At 37.3% G+C, this 18,591-nt stretch carries 14 protein-coding genes; 3 read left to right on the forward strand and 11 right to left on the reverse strand.

Annotated elements, in window-relative coordinates:
- Positions 1-62 precede the first annotated feature (62 nt).
- The 9 genes from AC4D4B_RS09580 to AC4D4B_RS09620 all read right to left on the reverse strand — a co-directional run bounded on the left by AC4D4B_RS09580 (position 63) and on the right by AC4D4B_RS09620 (position 13,077).
- Positions 63-2,129, reverse strand: coding sequence for a thioredoxin domain-containing protein (locus tag AC4D4B_RS09580; RefSeq protein ID WP_490999802.1), 2,067 nt, complete (start codon positions 2,127-2,129; stop codon positions 63-65).
- A 257-nt stretch (positions 2,130-2,386) separates the two neighbouring features.
- Positions 2,387-3,055, reverse strand: a complete 669-nt coding sequence (locus AC4D4B_RS09585; protein WP_490999803.1) for a hypothetical protein — start codon at positions 3,053-3,055, stop codon at positions 2,387-2,389.
- A 349-nt stretch (positions 3,056-3,404) separates the two neighbouring features.
- On the reverse strand, positions 3,405-4,661 hold the full coding sequence (locus AC4D4B_RS09590) for an exo-beta-N-acetylmuramidase NamZ family protein (protein WP_490999846.1): 1,257 nt from the start codon (positions 4,659-4,661) through the stop codon (positions 3,405-3,407).
- A 25-nt stretch (positions 4,662-4,686) separates the two neighbouring features.
- Positions 4,687-6,777, reverse strand: coding sequence for a glycoside hydrolase family 3 protein (locus AC4D4B_RS09595; RefSeq protein ID WP_490999804.1), 2,091 nt, complete (start codon positions 6,775-6,777; stop codon positions 4,687-4,689).
- Positions 6,778-6,785: 8 nt separating this feature from the next.
- Positions 6,786-8,438: a serine hydrolase domain-containing protein gene (locus AC4D4B_RS09600; protein WP_490999805.1), complete on the reverse strand. Its 1,653-nt coding sequence runs from the start codon at positions 8,436-8,438 to the stop codon at positions 6,786-6,788.
- 446 nt (positions 8,439-8,884) lie between these two features.
- Complete coding sequence (locus AC4D4B_RS09605) at positions 8,885-9,646, reverse strand: sporulation protein (protein WP_490994554.1); 762 nt, start codon at positions 9,644-9,646, stop codon at positions 8,885-8,887.
- A 192-nt stretch (positions 9,647-9,838) separates the two neighbouring features.
- Positions 9,839-11,269 (reverse strand): sensor histidine kinase, encoded by a 1,431-nt coding sequence (locus tag AC4D4B_RS09610; RefSeq protein WP_490999806.1) that lies wholly within the window; start codon positions 11,267-11,269, stop codon positions 9,839-9,841.
- 461 nt (positions 11,270-11,730) lie between these two features.
- The gene (locus AC4D4B_RS09615; RefSeq protein ID WP_490999807.1) at positions 11,731-11,892 is read right to left on the reverse strand and encodes a hypothetical protein; all 162 of its coding nucleotides are present in this window, start codon (positions 11,890-11,892) and stop codon (positions 11,731-11,733) included.
- 423 nt (positions 11,893-12,315) lie between these two features.
- Positions 12,316-13,077 carry an ion channel gene (locus AC4D4B_RS09620; protein ID WP_490999808.1) on the reverse strand — a complete coding sequence of 254 codons (762 nt, stop codon included), beginning with the start codon at positions 13,075-13,077 and terminating at the stop codon, positions 12,316-12,318.
- Positions 13,078-13,539: 462 nt separating this feature from the next.
- Between AC4D4B_RS09620 and AC4D4B_RS09625 the strand changes: the two genes are divergently transcribed.
- Complete coding sequence (locus AC4D4B_RS09625) at positions 13,540-14,364, forward strand: STAS domain-containing protein (RefSeq protein ID WP_139891957.1); 825 nt, start codon at positions 13,540-13,542, stop codon at positions 14,362-14,364.
- An 80-nt stretch (positions 14,365-14,444) separates the two neighbouring features.
- Here AC4D4B_RS09625 and yutH read toward each other — a convergent pair whose 3' ends face one another.
- A complete protein-coding gene (gene yutH / locus AC4D4B_RS09630) occupies positions 14,445-15,473 on the reverse strand; it encodes a spore coat putative kinase YutH (RefSeq protein ID WP_490999809.1) in 1,029 nt (342 codons plus the stop codon).
- Between the two features lie 109 nt (positions 15,474-15,582).
- On the opposite strand from yutH, the gene AC4D4B_RS09635 reads away from it, so the two are divergent.
- Positions 15,583-16,080, forward strand: coding sequence for a phosphatidylglycerophosphatase A family protein (locus AC4D4B_RS09635; protein WP_181161997.1), 498 nt, complete (start codon positions 15,583-15,585; stop codon positions 16,078-16,080).
- A gap of 188 nt (positions 16,081-16,268) precedes the next feature.
- Here the strand turns inward: AC4D4B_RS09635 and AC4D4B_RS09640 are convergent, their stop codons facing one another.
- A complete protein-coding gene (locus AC4D4B_RS09640; protein WP_180349962.1) occupies positions 16,269-16,442 on the reverse strand; it encodes a hypothetical protein in 174 nt (57 codons plus the stop codon).
- Positions 16,443-16,792: 350 nt separating this feature from the next.
- On the opposite strand from AC4D4B_RS09640, the gene AC4D4B_RS09645 reads away from it, so the two are divergent.
- On the forward strand, positions 16,793-18,559 hold the full coding sequence (locus AC4D4B_RS09645) for a glycoside hydrolase family 3 protein (RefSeq protein ID WP_490999810.1): 1,767 nt from the start codon (positions 16,793-16,795) through the stop codon (positions 18,557-18,559).
- Positions 18,560-18,591 lie beyond the last annotated feature (32 nt).

Raw genomic sequence — 18,591 nt, forward strand, 5'->3', positions numbered from 1 at the left:
AACATGATGTACTATTTTATCCTATATTTTATATAGCCAGCGCAGCTGTTATTTAATAAAACTTATGACTCTTTGTCGCCATTTATAAGCTCGATTGCTTCATCTTCACTGGTCAACGGTCTGTGGCAAACAAAATTTTCACATACATAATAGGTTGCCTGATCATTAACCATGGAATAACCTGCCGCAAAATCAGCAACACCACTAAATAAAGAGGAATCCTCGTTTGCCAGATAGGTTAAGTGTGGATGAAACTCCTTGTGTAAATGTGAAATAACTTTATTCTCTGAATCCGCGCTTCCCAATACAACGACTTCTTTCATTTTCATCTGGGTCGTCAAATACGTCATTAACATATAGGTATGGCCCATTGGGTAGTGAATGACATCATCTCCGAATGCGTCAAAAACGTTCTGTACCTTATCCTCTAATGAAAACTCACCAGTTAAACGAGCCAGCCTCAGCATTTGCAAGGTTGCGACACTATTGCCGGATGGTAATGCTCCATCATATACGTCTTTTGGACGAATCAGCAATTCCTCATTATCCTCTCCATAGAAATAGAATCCACCATTTTCCTCATCCCAAAATAATTCAATCATTTGATGCGTAAGTGTTTTTGCTTTATTGAGATAGGATAAATCAAATGTCGTTTCATAGAGTTCAATGTAAGACCAAAGAAGATACGCATAGTCATCTATAAATCCTTCCTGCTTAACCTCACCATCTCTGTATCGGACCATAACTCTTCCGTCCACGATTAAATTCTGTTCAATAAATTGGATAGCACTTTTTGCTGCATCCAGTGCTTCATTATGATTGTAAACTCTACCAGCTTTGGCTAGAGCGGCAATCATTAATCCATTCCAGGCAGTCAATATTTTGTCATCCTTATGTGGATGAACCCGCTCCTCGCGAACATTAAATAAGACTTTCCTTGCTTCCTCCAGTTGTTTACGAACCTCTGCTGGATCTAAATCATTATGAGCAGCAAATGAGTCAATTGGTTCACGAATTAGATTCGGAATATTTTCACCTTCAAAGTTTCCTTCAGGGGTTATATCATAAACAGCGCAATATAATTCTGCTACGTCTTCATCGAGGTGATCAAAGATTTCAAAGTAGTCCCATATATAGAATTTCCCTTCCACACCCTCTGAATCTGCATCCTCAGCTGAGTAAAATCCGCCATCAGGATGTCGCATGTCCCGTAAAACATATTCGATGATTTGTTCAGAAATCACTTTATGCGAATTTTCTCCGTTAACCTGATAGGCTTCTGTATATGCCATTAAGAGCATGGCATTATCATATAGCATCTTTTCAAAGTGTGGGACTAAGTATAGTTCATCAGTGGAATAGCGAGAAAACCCGTATCCGATATGATCGTAAATCCCACCTCTTGATAGCCCTTCTAATGTCTTTACTACCATATTCAATACTTCCTGATCCTTCGTCATATGATAGTAACGCAGTAGGAACATTAAATTATGTGGAGTAGGAAACTTTGGAGCCGATCCAAACCCGCCGTACTGTTCATCAAATACCCGCTTAAATTGTTGAACGGCTGCATTGATTGCAGTCATCGTTAATTTCTCACTCGATGTCTCCTGTTTCGTTGGCATAATCGCATCTTTAATCCGCTCACCCGTCATTTCAATTTTATGTGGCTCATTAATATACGTATCGTGTAGCTGAGTAATCACATCTATTATTCCAGGACGACCATACCGGCTATGCTTAGGAAAATAGGTTCCCGCATAAAAGGGGACCTGATCAGGAGTTAAAAACACATTGAGCGGCCAACCGCCTTGTCCCGTCATCACCTGGCACACGGACATATAAATCGAATCCAAATCAGGTCGTTCTTCTCGGTCTACCTTTATGGAAATAAACCGCTCATTTATAATCGACGCCACTTCTTCATCTTCAAAGCTTTCCCTCTCCATCACATGACACCAATGGCAAGTAGAATATCCTATACTCACAAACACAGGCTTATTCTCCTGTTTCGCTTTTTCAAAAGCCTCCGGTCCCCATGGATACCAGTCAACAGGGTTATAAGCATGCTGTAAAAGGTATGGTGATTTCTCATTTATTAGTCTATTTGGTTTGTTATTATTTGACATATGGACATCATCACCTTCTTCTCAGTTAATTTACACATATCATTACATTACCACAAAGCTATTCCTTTAATTCATTGCTTAAATATATGTAAGTGATTTTTAGTTAAAGTGTTGCTTAGGAAAACAGCTAATTATAGGAGATAATATTGAGTAATTAACTAGCGGTATACTAGTTAGAGGAATTAAAGTGATTTGACGATAACAAAAAACCAGACTCGTAGAATCCGGTTTTTTTAAATTTCATATTTATTAACTTATTATTCAATAGGTGTAAATTTGGCTGATATAGTTAATTCAATCTCGTCACCCTCAAAAGCTTCAAATACATATTCTGATTCACCAAAATCACCAGAACCTAAGATTATGTTCACATCCATACCATCATTAACAAAAAAGTTACCAGGTGATTGGCCATTTGGCGTTACTTTATATCTTCCTGCAGGAATGTCTTTTCCTACTGTGAATTTACCTGCACTTAATACTTTTGGTTGCCCTTTAGCTTCTTGTATTTTACCAGTTAAGGAATTTAATTCAGACTCTTTATCCTTTAATGACTGTTTCAAATCATCCTCTTGCTTTTTTAATTTATCGACTTCATTTTGTGCTTTCTCTATTTCTTCTAAAGCTGCATTCTTTTCTTGTAAAGCTGTATCTTTTTCATCGATAATACTTAATGCTTCCTCATACTCTTCAAAAAGATAATCATAATTAGACTGAGTAATCTCTATATCAGTCTTTATTTTGTCTAATTCTTCTTCTTTTTCTTTTATCTTTTGATTGATTTCATCATATTTTAACTTTTCTTGGTCAATTTTTGTTGAAGCGCTTGTATTCCCAATGAAAAATGATACAAAAATAAGTGATACAACTATGATTACTAATAATAGTATACGTTGTTTAAATAAAATATCTTTTATCTTGTTCATTTTCCCTCGCTCCTTCAATTGTATTTTTATCTAGTACTATATACCTAATTTTATCATAATGTACGATCAATTTGTAATATTCATAACCTTTTGTGATAGATCTTACAACCTAACTATTGCCTTCTATTAACTTATATGACTGGGAAGTCTCATTTTCATATAGTTGTGTTGAAGTAAAGAAACAATAAGGAAACAAGCCTTCACTCACTTTTTCTTTTTTAGCAGCTGTTCACATAGATAAATTTTACACATGTAATTAAAATTCTCGTACTCCGTGTATTTTTTCTCTATTTCTCATTTTCTCCACAAAAAAAGAGCTCAAAGGCATAAACCTTCAAGCTCCCCTCCCTTATCTATACAGCAAATATTTAGAGCGTAGCTTCATGAAGTCTTTCAAATCATTTTCCCATTTCTGCTTGATTTGTTTTACGGATCTACCTGCTTCAATATCATCTCGAATCCAGCCATTGCCGACAAGCAAGTCGAAATAGGAAATTCCTTTGCTGTCCTCTGCACGGAATTCGAAATCATCCGGATACATGTCATGAATGGTCTTGATGATATGAAGACCTGCCTCAAGAGGCACGAAATCATTATAGTCTGTTATATGAACCTGAACACCATGGGTTAGGATTCCACTATGCTTCGAGAATGTTGGCGTGAACGAGGCTGCTCGGAATTGAACACCTTTTAAGTTTAGCTTGTTTAGCTCCTTTGCCAGCTCTGTTCCGTTTATGAATGGGGCTCCGAGCAATTCAAAAGGTTTCGTAGTTCCACGCCCTTCGGATAAATTTGTTCCTTCAATTAATCCTGTACCCGGGTAAGCATAGGCTGTGTCGAGTGTCGGCATGTTAGGAGATGGAAGCACCCATTCTAGCCCTGTATCTTCATAATTCATATAACGCTTCCAATTTTTCATTTTTACAACGGTTAAATCCGCCCCAATGCCAAATTCCTTGTTAAATAGTTTCGCGAGTTCTCCAACAGTCATTCCATGTCTGAGCGGGATTTCGTATTGCCCGATAAACGATGCATATTCAGGTGCTTCAAGAATTGGTCCTTCTACTTTCAATCCACCTAGGGGATTCGGGCGATCAAGGACGATGAATGGGATTCCTTGTTCCTTTGCTGCTTCCATCGCTAATGCCATTGTGTAAATGTACGTATAGAAGCGTGCGCCTACATCCTGAATATCAAATACAAGTACATCGATATCTTTTAGCATTTCCGGTGTTGGTTTACGAGTTTTTCCGTAAAGGCTGTATACAGGAAGACCTGTAGTTTCATCAATGTAGAAATCAACATAGCTGCCGGCCTGTGCGTCTCCTCTAACTCCATGCTCCGGGCCATATAAAGCGGTGAGATTGATGTCCTCATCCTCATAGAAACGGTCAACAATGCTGTTAAGTTCTTGATCTACACCCGTCGGATTTGTGATGAGACCGACCCTTTTACCTTCCAGCAATTCTTTTTTATCACTTAGAATAACGTCGACGCCTAGTTCTAAATCCTTCTTTTTATGCCTGTCCTTTTGACCTGCCTGGGCGAAAGAAATTGTCGATAAAATCATGATTAATGTGAATAGGACTGCGAAACCTTTCTTCAGCATATGAAGCCTCCTTAGTTATCAATTAGTAGGATAAACCGTGGCCAAATGGATATAAAATTTCCTCTTGCCCGTTCGGTATGGTGACTGGGAGCTTACCAGATGGATTTATCTCACCGAAAATGGCCGCTGCAGTTGCTTTAAAGCTTGCGGTACGGAAACCATATTGAGTGATATATGCATCAACCTGAGGATAGGACATAATGTCATATGGATTACGAATCGCAACAGCTATAGAAGGTGCATCATAGTTGTCGATAATATCATTAATTCTCTGCATTTGAGGATGGGTAGGTAATCGCATTGCTACATTTGATGTATGGCTGCCAATAATAATATAATCCGCCTGACGGAGCTGCTCCTTCTGTGCATCTGTCAGTTGATAGTTAGAAGGAAGAGTAATCTCCTCAGTGTTTGCATGCTTTTCTTTAATTGCGTTATATAAATCTTGGTTGTATGTCATACCGATAACAACAATCTTTCCGGATTCCTCAACGTCATTTAAAGGCAGAATCTGATTGTTATTCTTGACGAGGGTAATCGATTTCTCTGCAGCTGTTTTCTCAATCGCCTTATGCTCTGGTGAACCAACAGTCTCAAGCGCTTTTTCGATTCTTTCGTCAAGTGGCTCTGGTGATTCTTCCTTAAAAATGCCTCTTTTAATTTTGAGTGATAGTATCCGTTTTACAGATGCATCAATTTGCTTTACTTTAATGTCACGATTTTTTACTGCATCAAGTAGACCATTACGAACATCCTCTAATCCAACAGGCATAAGTACAATGTCCGTTCCTGCCTTAACAGACATGATGGCCGCATCGACAGTTCCATAATGCTCGGTGATAGCCCCCATATTCATGGCGTCTGTAACGATCAATCCATCATAGTTCATTTCCTCCCTAACCAACCCAGTTAGAAAGCGGTTGGATAGAGTAGCTGGTACGGAGACCTCCTCACCGGTCTTTTTGGAAATGACTTTCGTGTCATCTACCTTCGGGAAGGTGATATGCGCGGTCATGATGGCATCAACACCAGAATTCATCACTTGCTGAAACGGGTATAATTCCACTTCCTTTAACCTCTCCATCTCATATGGAACCTCTGGAAGTCCAACATGAGAATCAACAGCCGTATCTCCATGACCTGGAAAATGCTTGGCTGTTGCAATCGTACCTGTTTCCTGCATGCCTTCAATATAAGCAGTTCCGAGTTCAGCGGTAAGTTTCGGGTCTTCACTGAAGGAACGGACACCAATGACAGGATTGTTACTATTATTGTTGACATCGAGCGATGGGGCAAAGTTTGTATTAATGCCAAGCGAACCCAGCTCATCGCCAATGGCACGCGCAACATCTTTCGTGATTGTCCCAGACCGTGTAGCTCCTAAGGCCATATTGCCGGGCATATCAGTTCCAGATTGCAGCCTGGTCACAATTCCACCCTCTTGATCAATTGAGATGAGCATCCCATATTTCTCGGAGGCAAGCTGATACGCATCCACTAGACGGGCGGTTTGCTCAGTCGTTACGACATTTTCACGGAATAGAATAACTCCACCCAAGTCATAATCCTTAATTTGCCGTTCTATCTCAGGCAGCATTTCCGTCACATTTCTACCGTCCCAGTTCCGATAATCAGGCATGAGCATTTGTCCGATTTTTTCTTCTAACTTCATTTTGCTAACGGCATAATCAGCAAGCTGATACCGTTTCTGCTTGATAGAACGAAATGTGGCCTTTCCCTTTTTATCCACCACCAAAAAAGCTGTGTCTATCTTTTTTCCCGATGTTGCAAGAATGACTGCCACTCCTGATTTCCCTGTAATCGTCAAGGTTCCATTAGAACTGATTTTCGCGATACGTTTATTTGCAACCGACCATTTTACCTTATTTGTCTTTGTAAAATGACCATCATGGTAGACGTTCACTGCCTTCATTTTGACACTGTTGCCGCTAATCGTTTTATCAACCTCATGCAGATTTTGATAGATGACAATATCTCGCACACCATCATTTGGCTTAGCTGGTTTCTTCGTTTGGCTGCTGAATCCGGCCGTCAGGAATACACTCATCATAAGTATAATCAAGAACCATTTCCTATTTTTCAATATTAGCACCTCCCCATTTAATCTGTTCTACGTTCAAATCCATTGCTCTCGAAGGTCAGTCGTTCCTTCTTTCCATTTGTTTTTATGCTTGCGTCTTGAACATACCAGCCGCGCCCGTTCACGCTTTCATCAGTTTTATAGGAAAAACGAATAAATTTCGTGCCGGCAGGAATGAGGACATTCTTCTTCTCCCATCCATTGCTTTTTCCTGTGAAGCTTTGAATACTTGTAAATGCTTTTCCGTCAGTCGATGTTTCCAAATATCCATAATCACTCTCCTCTTCAATACGGAACCAGGTATCGAAACTCAAATAAGCATCTCTTTTTAAATTCACTTGAGCTGAAAGTGTGTTATCTAATTGATCTCCATAGCTCGCGAACCAAGCCATTTGTCCCTTTTTCACATTTATAGGTATGCTGTCTCCCACACCTCTAGCGAATGTTCGTCTGATAGGATTAATGGAAGGTGTATTTCGGGATGGATGTACCCGGTTTGTAAGTAAAATAGCAACAGTCTGATTAGATGGACTCATCACAAGAGCTGTACCGGTGTAGCCCGTATGGCCGCCGGTGAATGTGTCAGAAAGCGAATCCATGTACCAGCCCTGATTAAGCTCAAAGCCTAATCCATGGTCATTTCCTGGAAACTCAGCGTTATAGTTCTTCATAATTAAGTCAATCGTTTTCTTCTTTAGAATGCGTATCTTACCGTATTTACCATCATTTAGATATGCATGGGCGAGAATCCCTAAATCCTTGGCTGTGGAGAAGACGCCTGCATGACCGGCCACACCTTCAAGCGACCACGCATTTTCATCATGAACCTCGCCCCAGACAAGCCCTCTCCCTATCTTTGACTGATATTCGGTTGCAGCTATACGTTTCTTTAATTTTGCCGGAGGATTATACATCGTATCCTTCATACCAAGCGGCTCTGTGATGGCTTTCTTAACAAACTCGTCCTGCCGGAGACCACTCCATTTCTCGACTAGCGCCCCAAGCGTTATCATGTTCAAATCACTGTATAAATAGGTGGTCCCAGGCTCGTTAATCAAACCATGTTGTAGTACGGACTGGATGCGACTTTCTCGAGTGCCCTCTTGCATATAAAGAGGCATCCCAGCTGCAAAACCTGAAGTATGGGTTAAAAGTTGTCTGATTGTGATGTCTTCTTTGCCGTTTGCAGCGAATTGTGACAGATGCAACGCAACAGGGTCATCGAGTTGGAAAATTCCTTGCTCATAAAGCATCATGACCGCAGTAGTTGTAAAAAGCTTACTTATAGAAGCAATATCAAAAATTGTATCCGCTTTCATTTTAAGAGGTGTTTCAATTTCCGTGAAGCCATCATCCTGATAGAGAGCCGCAAACCCATATGCAGCTTTTTGAACAATATGACCGCTTCGTGCCACAAAGGTGACCGCCCCTGGAATTAAGCCGCTTTCGATGTATTGGCCGATTGTCACATCTATGTCATCAAGTGCAGACTGCTTCATACCTGCCATTCTGGCATTTGAAGGTAGGAGTATCGGTAGCATTCGACCTGGTTCGTCCCAATATGAGGCATTGTCGGAATGTCCCTTAGCACTTGTCATCATTAGACCATCGGATGTGTTAAATGCAGACACAGTAATCATCGTGCTGAATGCAATTGAGGTGATTTTTTTCATATCATTCCTCCTCTTTTTTTATCACAAAGCGAGTGAACAAAACGAAAGAAAGGTTGATGAAGGCTACGGAGATGGATCTTTGGGGATGTATCTAGATAGATTCCTCTCACTCGAGAATACATCCATCTTTCTTATTTTTCCATCCGGCATAAGTACTTACTTCATTATTACCCTTAGGTCTATCTTAATGTAGAATCAATTATTCCATGTTAAAATGACAAACTTCTGTACATTTCCCTCATTCTTAATGCTTAGTTTACCTCTATGGATATATTCTTAACTAAGAGATCCTTGGTTTCATTTACTTATATCTAATTTCTCAGCTAACTATTTTTATAAATAAATAGATTTCTATATAAAAAAGAAACTGCCAGTGAGCAGTTTCTTTCATCGAAATATAAAAACCATGTCAAATTTTATTGAATCTGACTGGTCGAACCCATATATCAGCAATATTTTCTAATGATATCTCCCAATGTCCGGTCTAGCGTGCCAATGTCCGACTTATCAAAAGTGAATTTAACAAAGGATTCGTCCATGTTTAGTGATTCAGCTAAAAAGCTTGAGAAACCTCTTGCTCTTCGATCTATTTGAAGTAAAACTCTTGCTTCATTTTCTGTCAGCTGGAATACAGCTTCTAGTTCATCCAGTTTTCTCGCAAATTCACCGGATGTAGCTTTGAATTCAAATTCCTGAACAAACGGTAAGCCGTTTCTGAAATACGAAGGAGTCTTTTCACAATCTACCTGACGTAAGCGGAACCCTAATCTTCCTGCAGCATCTATAAATTCTCTTACAAGCGGATGTGGCTTTATATCTAAAAAGTCTTTATCTTGAGGGTCAATTGCCATTTTAATATCCAAGCCGGTTTGAATCCAAACACGGGTACTTCCCATTGTAACAGGTGCTTCATAAGGGACATTTATCTGGAATGGCACCACTTTATCTTCATTTGGAGCTATTGTAAAGCGCTCAGTCAATAAGATTTTGTCCAAGGCAACCGAACGTCTTACCTTTTTATCATCAACTTCCACCACATAGTCGGTCATTAATGTTAAATAGATATTATCAATGTCCTGCTCGTTTTTTCCTCCCTTGATGAAAACTTCCCCTTCGATTGTCTCCCCGACAGTATAACTCTTTTTCGCAAGCCTGGTATCAACTTTGGCAGCACCGATACCTATGGATGACAGCAGTTTATCAAACATGATAATCCCTCATTTCCTTTTTATAAGTCTATTTTACTATACTTCTAGCGGAAAATAACACTCTGTAATTAATATATCGTATAAATCTCCTGAGTTTCACAGAAATAATAAGCAATCTATTTATAAATACACTTACTGATCATTCCTTTTAAAAATAAAAGATTTAGAAACGAAACGTAAAAAAGCGACCTCCTACGAAGAGATCGCTTCATCCTCAAGTGATTTTTGTTCTACAATTTTATAATGCTGAAAAGCAATCGCAAATCCTGTGGTATTTGTTGAACTTTGCACATGTACGTTGGCATTATAGATGTCTGCAATACTATTAATCAGCCAAAGTCCAATACCTGCTCCACTCGTTTGCGCTTTAGCCGAATTTGTACGATAATACTTTCCAAAAATCTTTCCAAGATTATTATAATCTATACTCGAACCAGAATTTATGACTTCAATAACGATCTTTTTGGTCTGATTATACTCACGGATACCAATAAAGATGGAGGAGTCTTCTTTTGAATATTTTATGGCATTATCAAGCAAGTTTCTGATCATCAATTCGATTGAACCTTGGTCAATCCATATATGAATATTGGGGTTAATACTATACTTGAAATGAAATTCTCGATTAGGGTATTTTTTCTTATATTCCTCAAAAATAGGTTTGATTTTCTCGATTGGATTCAGCCAACTATCTGGAGGGGAACCCCCTAAATAATACATATCATAAATGATTTTTATGCTAGATAATAAGGAAGTGATATTTTCCGTTTCATTTATAACGGATTGAAGTTTCTGTTTCATTTCCTCATCTGCTTCAGGTAGCATATCCTCTATCAATTCAAGTTCATTCTTAATATTATGGGCTGGATTTTTAATTTCATGAACCATTTCATCAAGGAAGGATTTGGTCTCTTTAATCCCATCCTGCAGTTCCAACATCGTCGTATTGACTGCGTCAATCGTCTTTTCTATTTCTGGTATAACAGGATTTTTGTATACGAAACTCTCTAAATGAAATCGTGACATTTTCATAAAATGTTCTCTCATTTTTATTAGAGGGGTATAGTAAAGATTTCTCATAATTTTATAGTTAATGAAAATTAAAAGCACTGATAGACTGATGAATAGCAAGCATTGAATAGTCACTATTTTGAACTCCTGCAAGAGAGCATTACTAACATTACGGTAAGTAACGATCTCACCCTTAAAAGCATCTGTATTAACCTCATGGCCGATGTTGATTAAAATAGAATTACTTTCATTAAGTAATTTCAGATCCAAATTTTGTTTAATAAACACATTATAGACATCCCCTATATCGACTTGCATTAACAGTTTGTTTAACAATAATAATAAAAGACCATCGAAGCCTTCAACGTCATCGGCAAGTACTGTTGTGTCCTTATAATATAATGCCTTTGACTGAGTATCTTGATTATAAACATAGATATACTCGTTATCTTTTGGAATAGTTTGCAAAAAGTCAGTTAATTCTTCGGTATCAAGCTGATCTTCATATAGAGCATGTTCTAGCCAAATATGAGTTGGGAATAATTCAGATGCCTCTTTCCTAAAGAGAGTCGACATCCTGTTGTAACCAAATAAAATAGTGGTAATAAACACCAGCGATATGATTGAAAAGTATGCAACTTGCTTAAACACTCGCTGATTATTTATTAAATTCTTTTTAAAACTAATCATTTTATATCTTAAGTGTTCCTTTCGCCTATTCAATTAAATTAACAGAGGATTTCATTATATCAAAACTATAAAGGCTTTTTATATGTATATAATTCCAATCCTTTCGCTATGTGTTAGCACCATCATTCATTAGAAAATTAGTTAAAAATATGATTATGAAAGCAAAAATAAAACGCCGCTCCGATTGGAAAGACGTAATAAAAAAGGATATCTACCTAAAGAATATTTTTATAAATAGATAGAGCAGTCTGCAATTAAAAATTATTAATTTGATACACTATCAACAAGGAGGGCCCTTTAGTTTATACCTATACCTACAACTAATATTAATATAAAAAAGCCAACCCATATAAGGGCATTTAGAAGGATACCAAAAATCATGCTTACCATTTTTTAGATAAAATAGCAAAGACGATTCCTGCTATAGATAAGATGGTAGCCATTAACAAGAACAATCTAGGATATGCCATAGTATCCGTTATAAAATAGGATAAAACTATACAGATGCCTACTGTTAATAAAGATAATTTGCCGTATGTGTTCATAGATATCCTCCTTTCCAATTTAATTCTATTGATATATGGTAAAATCCTTCATTAATAATGCGAAAAAGCTACTTTAAATTCTAGAAGAATAATGATCCTCTTATCTGATGGATTAGTAAATTCTGACTTCACTAAAATAAGCATGGCCTAATGACCATGCACCAATTTCAGATGATTAATCATCTATAATTTTAAGTTAATAATTAGACTTCCTGAGTTCTCTTTTTAAAAACAAATATTGAAATAAATAGAATAATAACAGCATAGCCAAGTACCCACCATAGATGCGGAAACATATTTCTATAAACTCCGCTTAATGTAGCTTTTCCAGCTTCAACAGCATGAACAAACGGCAGTAGATAAGCGATATCCTTAAATAATCCACCTACTAGCTCTAAATTTATGCCTTGCCTGTTATCTCACTTACATTGCATCTACTACCATCTTGGCAATCGTTCCATTGGATAATATAAATTTATCAATATTAATATGTGAGAAATTTTCAACATGCTCTTCTCTTTCAATTTCGACAACTGTATGGACATGAGAGGCGATTCTTTCAACCGCACATGCAATCATTAATGACTTTCCGTCAGTTAAGGTTTGATTCTGAATCCGATCATCAGAGAAAATCAAGATAGATTTTGCATTTTGGATATTGGCTTTCTTTAATACCTCAACATTCGAGGCCTCTCCTCTTATATAATGGATATTTCCATTTACATAAGATAGCTTTTCAAGCATATCTATAACCACTATTTCCGCCTTTTTATTCTTGTCTAAAATTTCCTTAACTGCGTTTTGCGCCTTATGTGACCAATCTATGATAACAATATGATTCTTTCCTTCATACATAAGCTCTCCACCCTCTTTACGTCTTCTGTAAACCGTAAAACTTTCCATAACTTTTCCGATAAAAGTGGCGAATAAACCAATACCAACCACATACAAAAATAGGATTGTAAATATTCTTCCTTCTATAGTAGTCGGTGACATGTCTCCATATCCAACCGTCAACATGGTCGTCATTGTGAACCATAACGAGTCCATATAGGTAGTAAACGTATCTGGTTCAATCAACCTGAGCATAAGAGTACAGAATACGATTAAAAATATGGTTGATGTGGTCAATAATAACCAAGACATATGTGTTAGTTTAAAATATAAATTACGTAAGATAATCATTCAAACACCTCTTCTTACTCTGAACAGGATTTTTTTCGGTTAATGCGTATATAATTAATATATACTCAATTCCATTTTATTCCTTTTATTATTCAATATAATGCTGTCCTAAGTTAAGTTATTTAGCGTGTCCCTCTTTCCTCTCGTATGCTTCTGCAATTCCAATTAAAATATTTGCCTACATATTTCAATTATTTACTACCCATATACCGGGTTACTCTATCTCTAACTACGCAAATCTTAAGATAATTTGGTTAAATGTGAAGCATTTTGTAAATAGGTATTTCTTTACAGTTTTTTCTCCAACTGTTATGTTAGAGAAAATAATATACATTCTTTGTATAAGGGTTATTAGCTTATTGGATATGCGCTTAAATATTTTCAAAATTAATCCTTCTAAAGGGTTTTTTTCTTTGCAAAAAAACAATGGGTCATAAATCGCGGTAATTAGGAGCTGTTGATATGCATAGCATTGATAGTAGCATACATGTGTTTTTAGAAGGTGTTTCAACTCACATAATCTCTTCAGAAGATACTCTTGCAGATTTACGATTTAAAGACGATACGAATACATATTCTGAGGAAATCAATAGTATGGTTAAAACTTGGCGAAAAACCCTTATAGAGATATATGGATTTTCAATTGCCCAAGAGCAAAACGAAACCTTTGCAGTTTTAAAAGAATGGGGAAAGGAAACCGTTGATTTACTCATAAACTTAAATTTATCACTTGCTGATGCAATAGAAGAAGTTAGATTTTATCGTGATAAAATTGGCGGTATCATCAAGGACCAAGCTAAAAAATATTCAGTAAGTCTGGACGTTTTCTATGAAATCATTTCTAAATTCGATTCAGTTGTTGATAAAGCGATACACTGGCTTAGTATTTCTTATTCTTCACAATATTCCAATAGAATCGTATTGGCGGAGAGGACTGCTTTTGAACTGTCTATTCCTGTTGTTAGGATTACATCCAATATCGGGATTATTCCAATCATTGGAGTATTAGACACTCAACGTGCAAGCCACTTGATGGAAAAAGCATTACAGGCTGGAAGTGAATATGATCTAAGTTATATTATTATTGATCTATCAGGAGTTCCGATTACGGACACAATGGTCGCTCATCAGATATTTAAAGTTATTGATGCATTGCGACTCATCGGTATCGAAACGCGCTTATCCGGTATCCGAATAGAAATTGCACAAACAATGGTAAACCTCGGAATTAAATTTACAGCTAAAAGCTACTCTAGCTTACATTTGGCTGTTAAAGATATCCTATGATAAATTTCTCTCCCGCACATACAGTCGGGAGTATTTTTATTTAAAACAAAAAAGACACTCAAAGAATGTCTTAAAATAGACTAAATAGTTCTCCTGTTCATGATCCATTCAGGAACAACCATTTTGATATTCCCCTTTAGTATACCAGCCAGTTCATATATTTCACTTAGCATTCTTTCATACATAGTAGAGTGCTTCACGAAATTTTCTAATCTTTCCTCCAAACGAGTCTTTTCTCCTTCTGATTTTGTTACATAATACTGCTCAATAATTTCAAAATAATGAACCGGTAAGAGCAACCTTGAGAATAACATCCGTGCAGAAAATGTTGATAAAGGCGTAATCGATTGATATTGGCGCAAAAATGACTCAACACCCTGATGGTATGTATTTGGCTGTTTAAAATAATAAGCGCGTATCCACTCAGCAATATCCCTCGCACTATGGTCAAAAACCCATTCACTAAATAATTTGCCATTTGAGCCAGATCCCCAGGTTTCTGAAGTAAAGCGATCATAACAAACGGTCCCAGCATCAACCATCTCCGGGTTTTCATCTATTTCAGTATCAACTAAATATTGGATTGCGTTTTCCGAAAGGCCTGCGTAATAAGGATAGCTGTCAATAAACAGTTTTTCAAAATCGTTTTGTGGCTTTGCTGCCAATTTATCTCTCCAAACTCGTTCAAGCTGATCGACACGCTGCTCCCACATTTCCTTCCATTTTCCGATTCTGCTGCAAAAAACGATTCGTTGCGGAATAGACCTGCCACGATAATGAAATATTGCCAGCTCTCTGCCCACTTCATATGATTGAGGAATTTCCATTTCATTTATACAAACCACATAATCGTTACTTTCCAGTTTTGTTAATAGCTTTTGTTCCTTGTTTAACAGGGGAAGCCATACTCCCTTCTCCCCTTTGTTATGCATATGGTACGCCAAACTGCTTCGTTCCTGGAGCTCTTGCTCTTCCATGTTTATGGCAAAGCTCATGAATACTCTGCCTCCACCGTTATATATGTTTATTGCCCCACTGCTTATTTCTTGATCAACTGTAATTCCATATTGTTCGTGTAGTAATTGTTTGTTCATCACAATATTGTTCATCACCTCTAATTCCTTGCTTACTATGATAAGTATATGGGCAAGATAACTGTTATATGTGGTTAACATCAAGATTTATACTTACTATATGCATGGGAGTTGGTGTCTTCGTATGAAAGGGAAACCTGTAGATATGACTGAACAAACAGCAAGAAAATGGTTGCATGATCGAGGGGTGACAGTTACAGATATTGGTGAATTAGTTTTATACCTTCAGCATCAATATCATGAAAATCTGCTATTGGATGAGTGTATTAAAAATGTGGAGCGCGTACTCTCAAAACGCGAAGTCCAAAATGCCATTTTAACTGGCATACAACTAGATATGCTTTCCGAAAAAGGGATGCTTGAAGAACCTTTACAATCCATTATCCGGACTGATGAAGGATTATACGGGGTTGATGAGATTTTAGCATTTAGCATTGTGAATGTATATGGTTCCATCGGCTTTACCAATTATGGATATATTGATAAAAAGAAACCAGGCATACTGGCAAAATTGAATGATAAATCCTCCGGTGAATGCCATACCTTCCTGGATGATATTGTTGGGGCGATTGCTGCTGCCGCTTCCAGCCGTTTAGCTCACCGAGTAGAGAATGTAGAATAAATATAAAATCCTGAATTTATACTTTGAGTTTTTCTTTTATAAGGTAATTAAACCGAGTCGGTTAATTTCCTAACAGTCTAACAAGTAAGAACGAAAGAGCATACCTGCCCTTTCGTTCCACTGTTTAGATATTTATATGAATTATGTGTAATACACATCTTTGTGAATTCACTTAATCGCTTAGGTAATCATAAGTGAACTAACTCAAATTCCACATTGTCAAACTCCATTTCAGCTGCAAGCTCTATTGTATAATAGACAAAGGCAAGAGCAATCAGTGCTGCCAATATGAGCTGCTGATCAATAAGGGTAATTGCAAAAATGATATCGAGTAAGATTAGTATTGAAAATCTTAGAATCATCGTCTATCCCCCCTTTTTCTTCTATTATCATTATTCCCGTTATCAAACACTATACCTATAGGTATCTTGACAATTGTATGGCTTTTCTAAATATTAATCTTTATTATTTAAATCCTGAATAAGTTTGTGAAATATTGAACTTTCTATAGAAATCCTTAAACTAGTATGCTAGAATACTAGTGGTTGAGTTAAATTACTTTTTTGTAGTTTAAATGTATGGCTAATTTATTTGAAGGTCGACGCCTTCGTCTTTAATTATGAAAGCCTAAACATAAATAAAGGAAAAAACGTACATACTACATGATGATAGAAATTTTTCTCAAATATTTAGTAAGGGAGTATTACATAGGATGACTAAAGTGGATTTAAAAGCAAAACCCTACCATTTATCTGATGAAGATATTAAATGGGTACAAGACACAATTAACTCCATGACAATCGAAGAAAAGATTGGACAATTATTCGTAAACATGGGAGCTAGCCGTACTGAAGAATATTTAACAGGCATGCTAAACAACTACCATATCGGTGCTGTACGTTACAATCCTGGTAAAGCTGAAGAAGTTTACGATCAAAATAAAATTCTTCAAGAAAACAGCAAAATTCCATTGCTAATTGCAGCAAACACAGAAGCAGGCGGTAATGGCGCTTGTACAGACGGTACTGAAGTTGGTCTTGAAGTTAAAATCGGTGCAACAAAGGATGCTAAATGGGCATATGAAATGGGCCGAGTTTCTGGTGTAGAAGCTTCTGCAATCGGTTGTAACTGGAGCTTTGCGCCAATCGTTGACATTCACATGAACTGGCGTAACCCAATCATCTCCAGCCGTACTTTTGGTTCTGACCCTGATCAAGTTTTAGAAATGAGCTTGGCTTACATGAAGGGTATCCAGGAAAGTGGAATTGCACCAGCTGCTAAACACTTCCCTGGTGACGGCGTAGATGAGCGTGATCAACATTTATCCTTCGCTCCTAATAGCTTATCTACGGAAGAGTGGGATGAAACTTTCGGAAAAGTATACAAAGGTTTAATTGATGCTGGCCTACCTTCTATCATGGCTGGTCACATCCATATGCCTGCTTATTCCAAGCACTTCAACCCTAGCCTTAAAGATGAAGATTTGCTGCCTGCAACTCTTTCTAAAGAGCTAATCACAGACCTATTACGTGGTAAATTAGAATTCAATGGTGTTGTTGTTACAGATGCGAGCCACATGGTTGCAATGACATCTGCGATGAAACGCAGTGAAATGCTTCCTACTGCTATTGCAGCTGGTTGTGACTTATTCTTATTCTTCAACGATCCAGATGAAGACTTTGGTTACATGATGGACGGATACAAAAACGGTATTATTACAGAAGAGCGTTTAGAAGCTGCTCTTACTCGTATCTTAGGTCTTAAAGCGTCTTTAGGACTTCACAAAAAAGCGAAAACTGAAATCATGATGCCGAAAGAAGAAGCACTTAAACAAATCGGTCTTCCTGAAAACGTTAAGCTATTTAAAGAAGTTACAGATCTTGCCATTACATTAGTAAAAGACAAACAAGATATTTGGCCTGTTACTCCTGAAAAATACAAACGAGTATTACTAGTTAATGTTAAAACAGCTGAAGGTGCATTCAGTAAATTAATCAGCGGTAACAAACCTAAGCCAATTGACCTTCTGAAAGCAGAGCTTGAAGCCCAAGGCTTTGAAGTGGAAATTCACGAATCTCCAATGGATAAAATCGCGGACCTTCCACCAGAAGAGCAAATGAAGAGCATCATGAACGCATATGCAGCAAAACGCCCTATTAAAGAATTAACAGATAAATATGATTTAATCATTAATATCGCTAATATTAAAATGGGTGAAGTTGTTCAACGTATGACTTGGAATGCGTTAAAAGGAACACCTGATATTCCGTTCTATGTACACGAAGTACCAACAATCTTTGTTTCTGTAAACTACCCATTCCACTTAGCGGATGTTCCACAAGTGAAAACATACATCAACACGTATGACGGTAATAAAGAAACAATTGAAGTACTAGTAGAAAAAATGATGGGTAAATCACCATTCAAGGGTGACAGCCCAGTTGACGCTTACTGCGGATTAAAAGACACATACATTTAATCTGTCAAAGGCAAAAAAAGGATTAAACCTTC

The organism is Pradoshia sp. Z6_59, assembly GCF_058267515.1.

What these genes read in the sequence shown, in the direction of transcription:
- AC4D4B_RS09580 (WP_490999802.1), bottom strand. Translation starts at nt 2,129, where the DNA reads ATGTCAAATAATAACAAACCAAATAGACTAATAAATGAGAAATCACCA.
- AC4D4B_RS09585 (WP_490999803.1), bottom strand. Translation starts at nt 3,055, where the DNA reads ATGAACAAGATAAAAGATATTTTATTTAAACAACGTATACTATTATTA.
- AC4D4B_RS09600 (WP_490999805.1), bottom strand. Translation starts at nt 8,438, where the DNA reads ATGAAAAAAATCACCTCAATTGCATTCAGCACGATGATTACTGTGTCT.
- AC4D4B_RS09605 (WP_490994554.1), bottom strand. Translation starts at nt 9,646, where the DNA reads ATGTTTGATAAACTGCTGTCATCCATAGGTATCGGTGCTGCCAAAGTT.
- AC4D4B_RS09615 (WP_490999807.1), bottom strand. Translation starts at nt 11,892, where the DNA reads ATGAACACATACGGCAAATTATCTTTATTAACAGTAGGCATCTGTATA.
- AC4D4B_RS09620 (WP_490999808.1), bottom strand. Translation starts at nt 13,077, where the DNA reads ATGATTATCTTACGTAATTTATATTTTAAACTAACACATATGTCTTGG.
- AC4D4B_RS09625 (WP_139891957.1), top strand. Translation starts at nt 13,540, where the DNA reads ATGCATAGCATTGATAGTAGCATACATGTGTTTTTAGAAGGTGTTTCA.
- yutH (WP_490999809.1), bottom strand. Translation starts at nt 15,473, where the DNA reads ATGAACAATATTGTGATGAACAAACAATTACTACACGAACAATATGGA.
- AC4D4B_RS09635 (WP_181161997.1), top strand. Translation starts at nt 15,583, where the DNA reads ATGAAAGGGAAACCTGTAGATATGACTGAACAAACAGCAAGAAAATGG.
- AC4D4B_RS09640 (WP_180349962.1), bottom strand. Translation starts at nt 16,442, where the DNA reads ATGATTCTAAGATTTTCAATACTAATCTTACTCGATATCATTTTTGCA.
- AC4D4B_RS09645 (WP_490999810.1), top strand. Translation starts at nt 16,793, where the DNA reads ATGACTAAAGTGGATTTAAAAGCAAAACCCTACCATTTATCTGATGAA.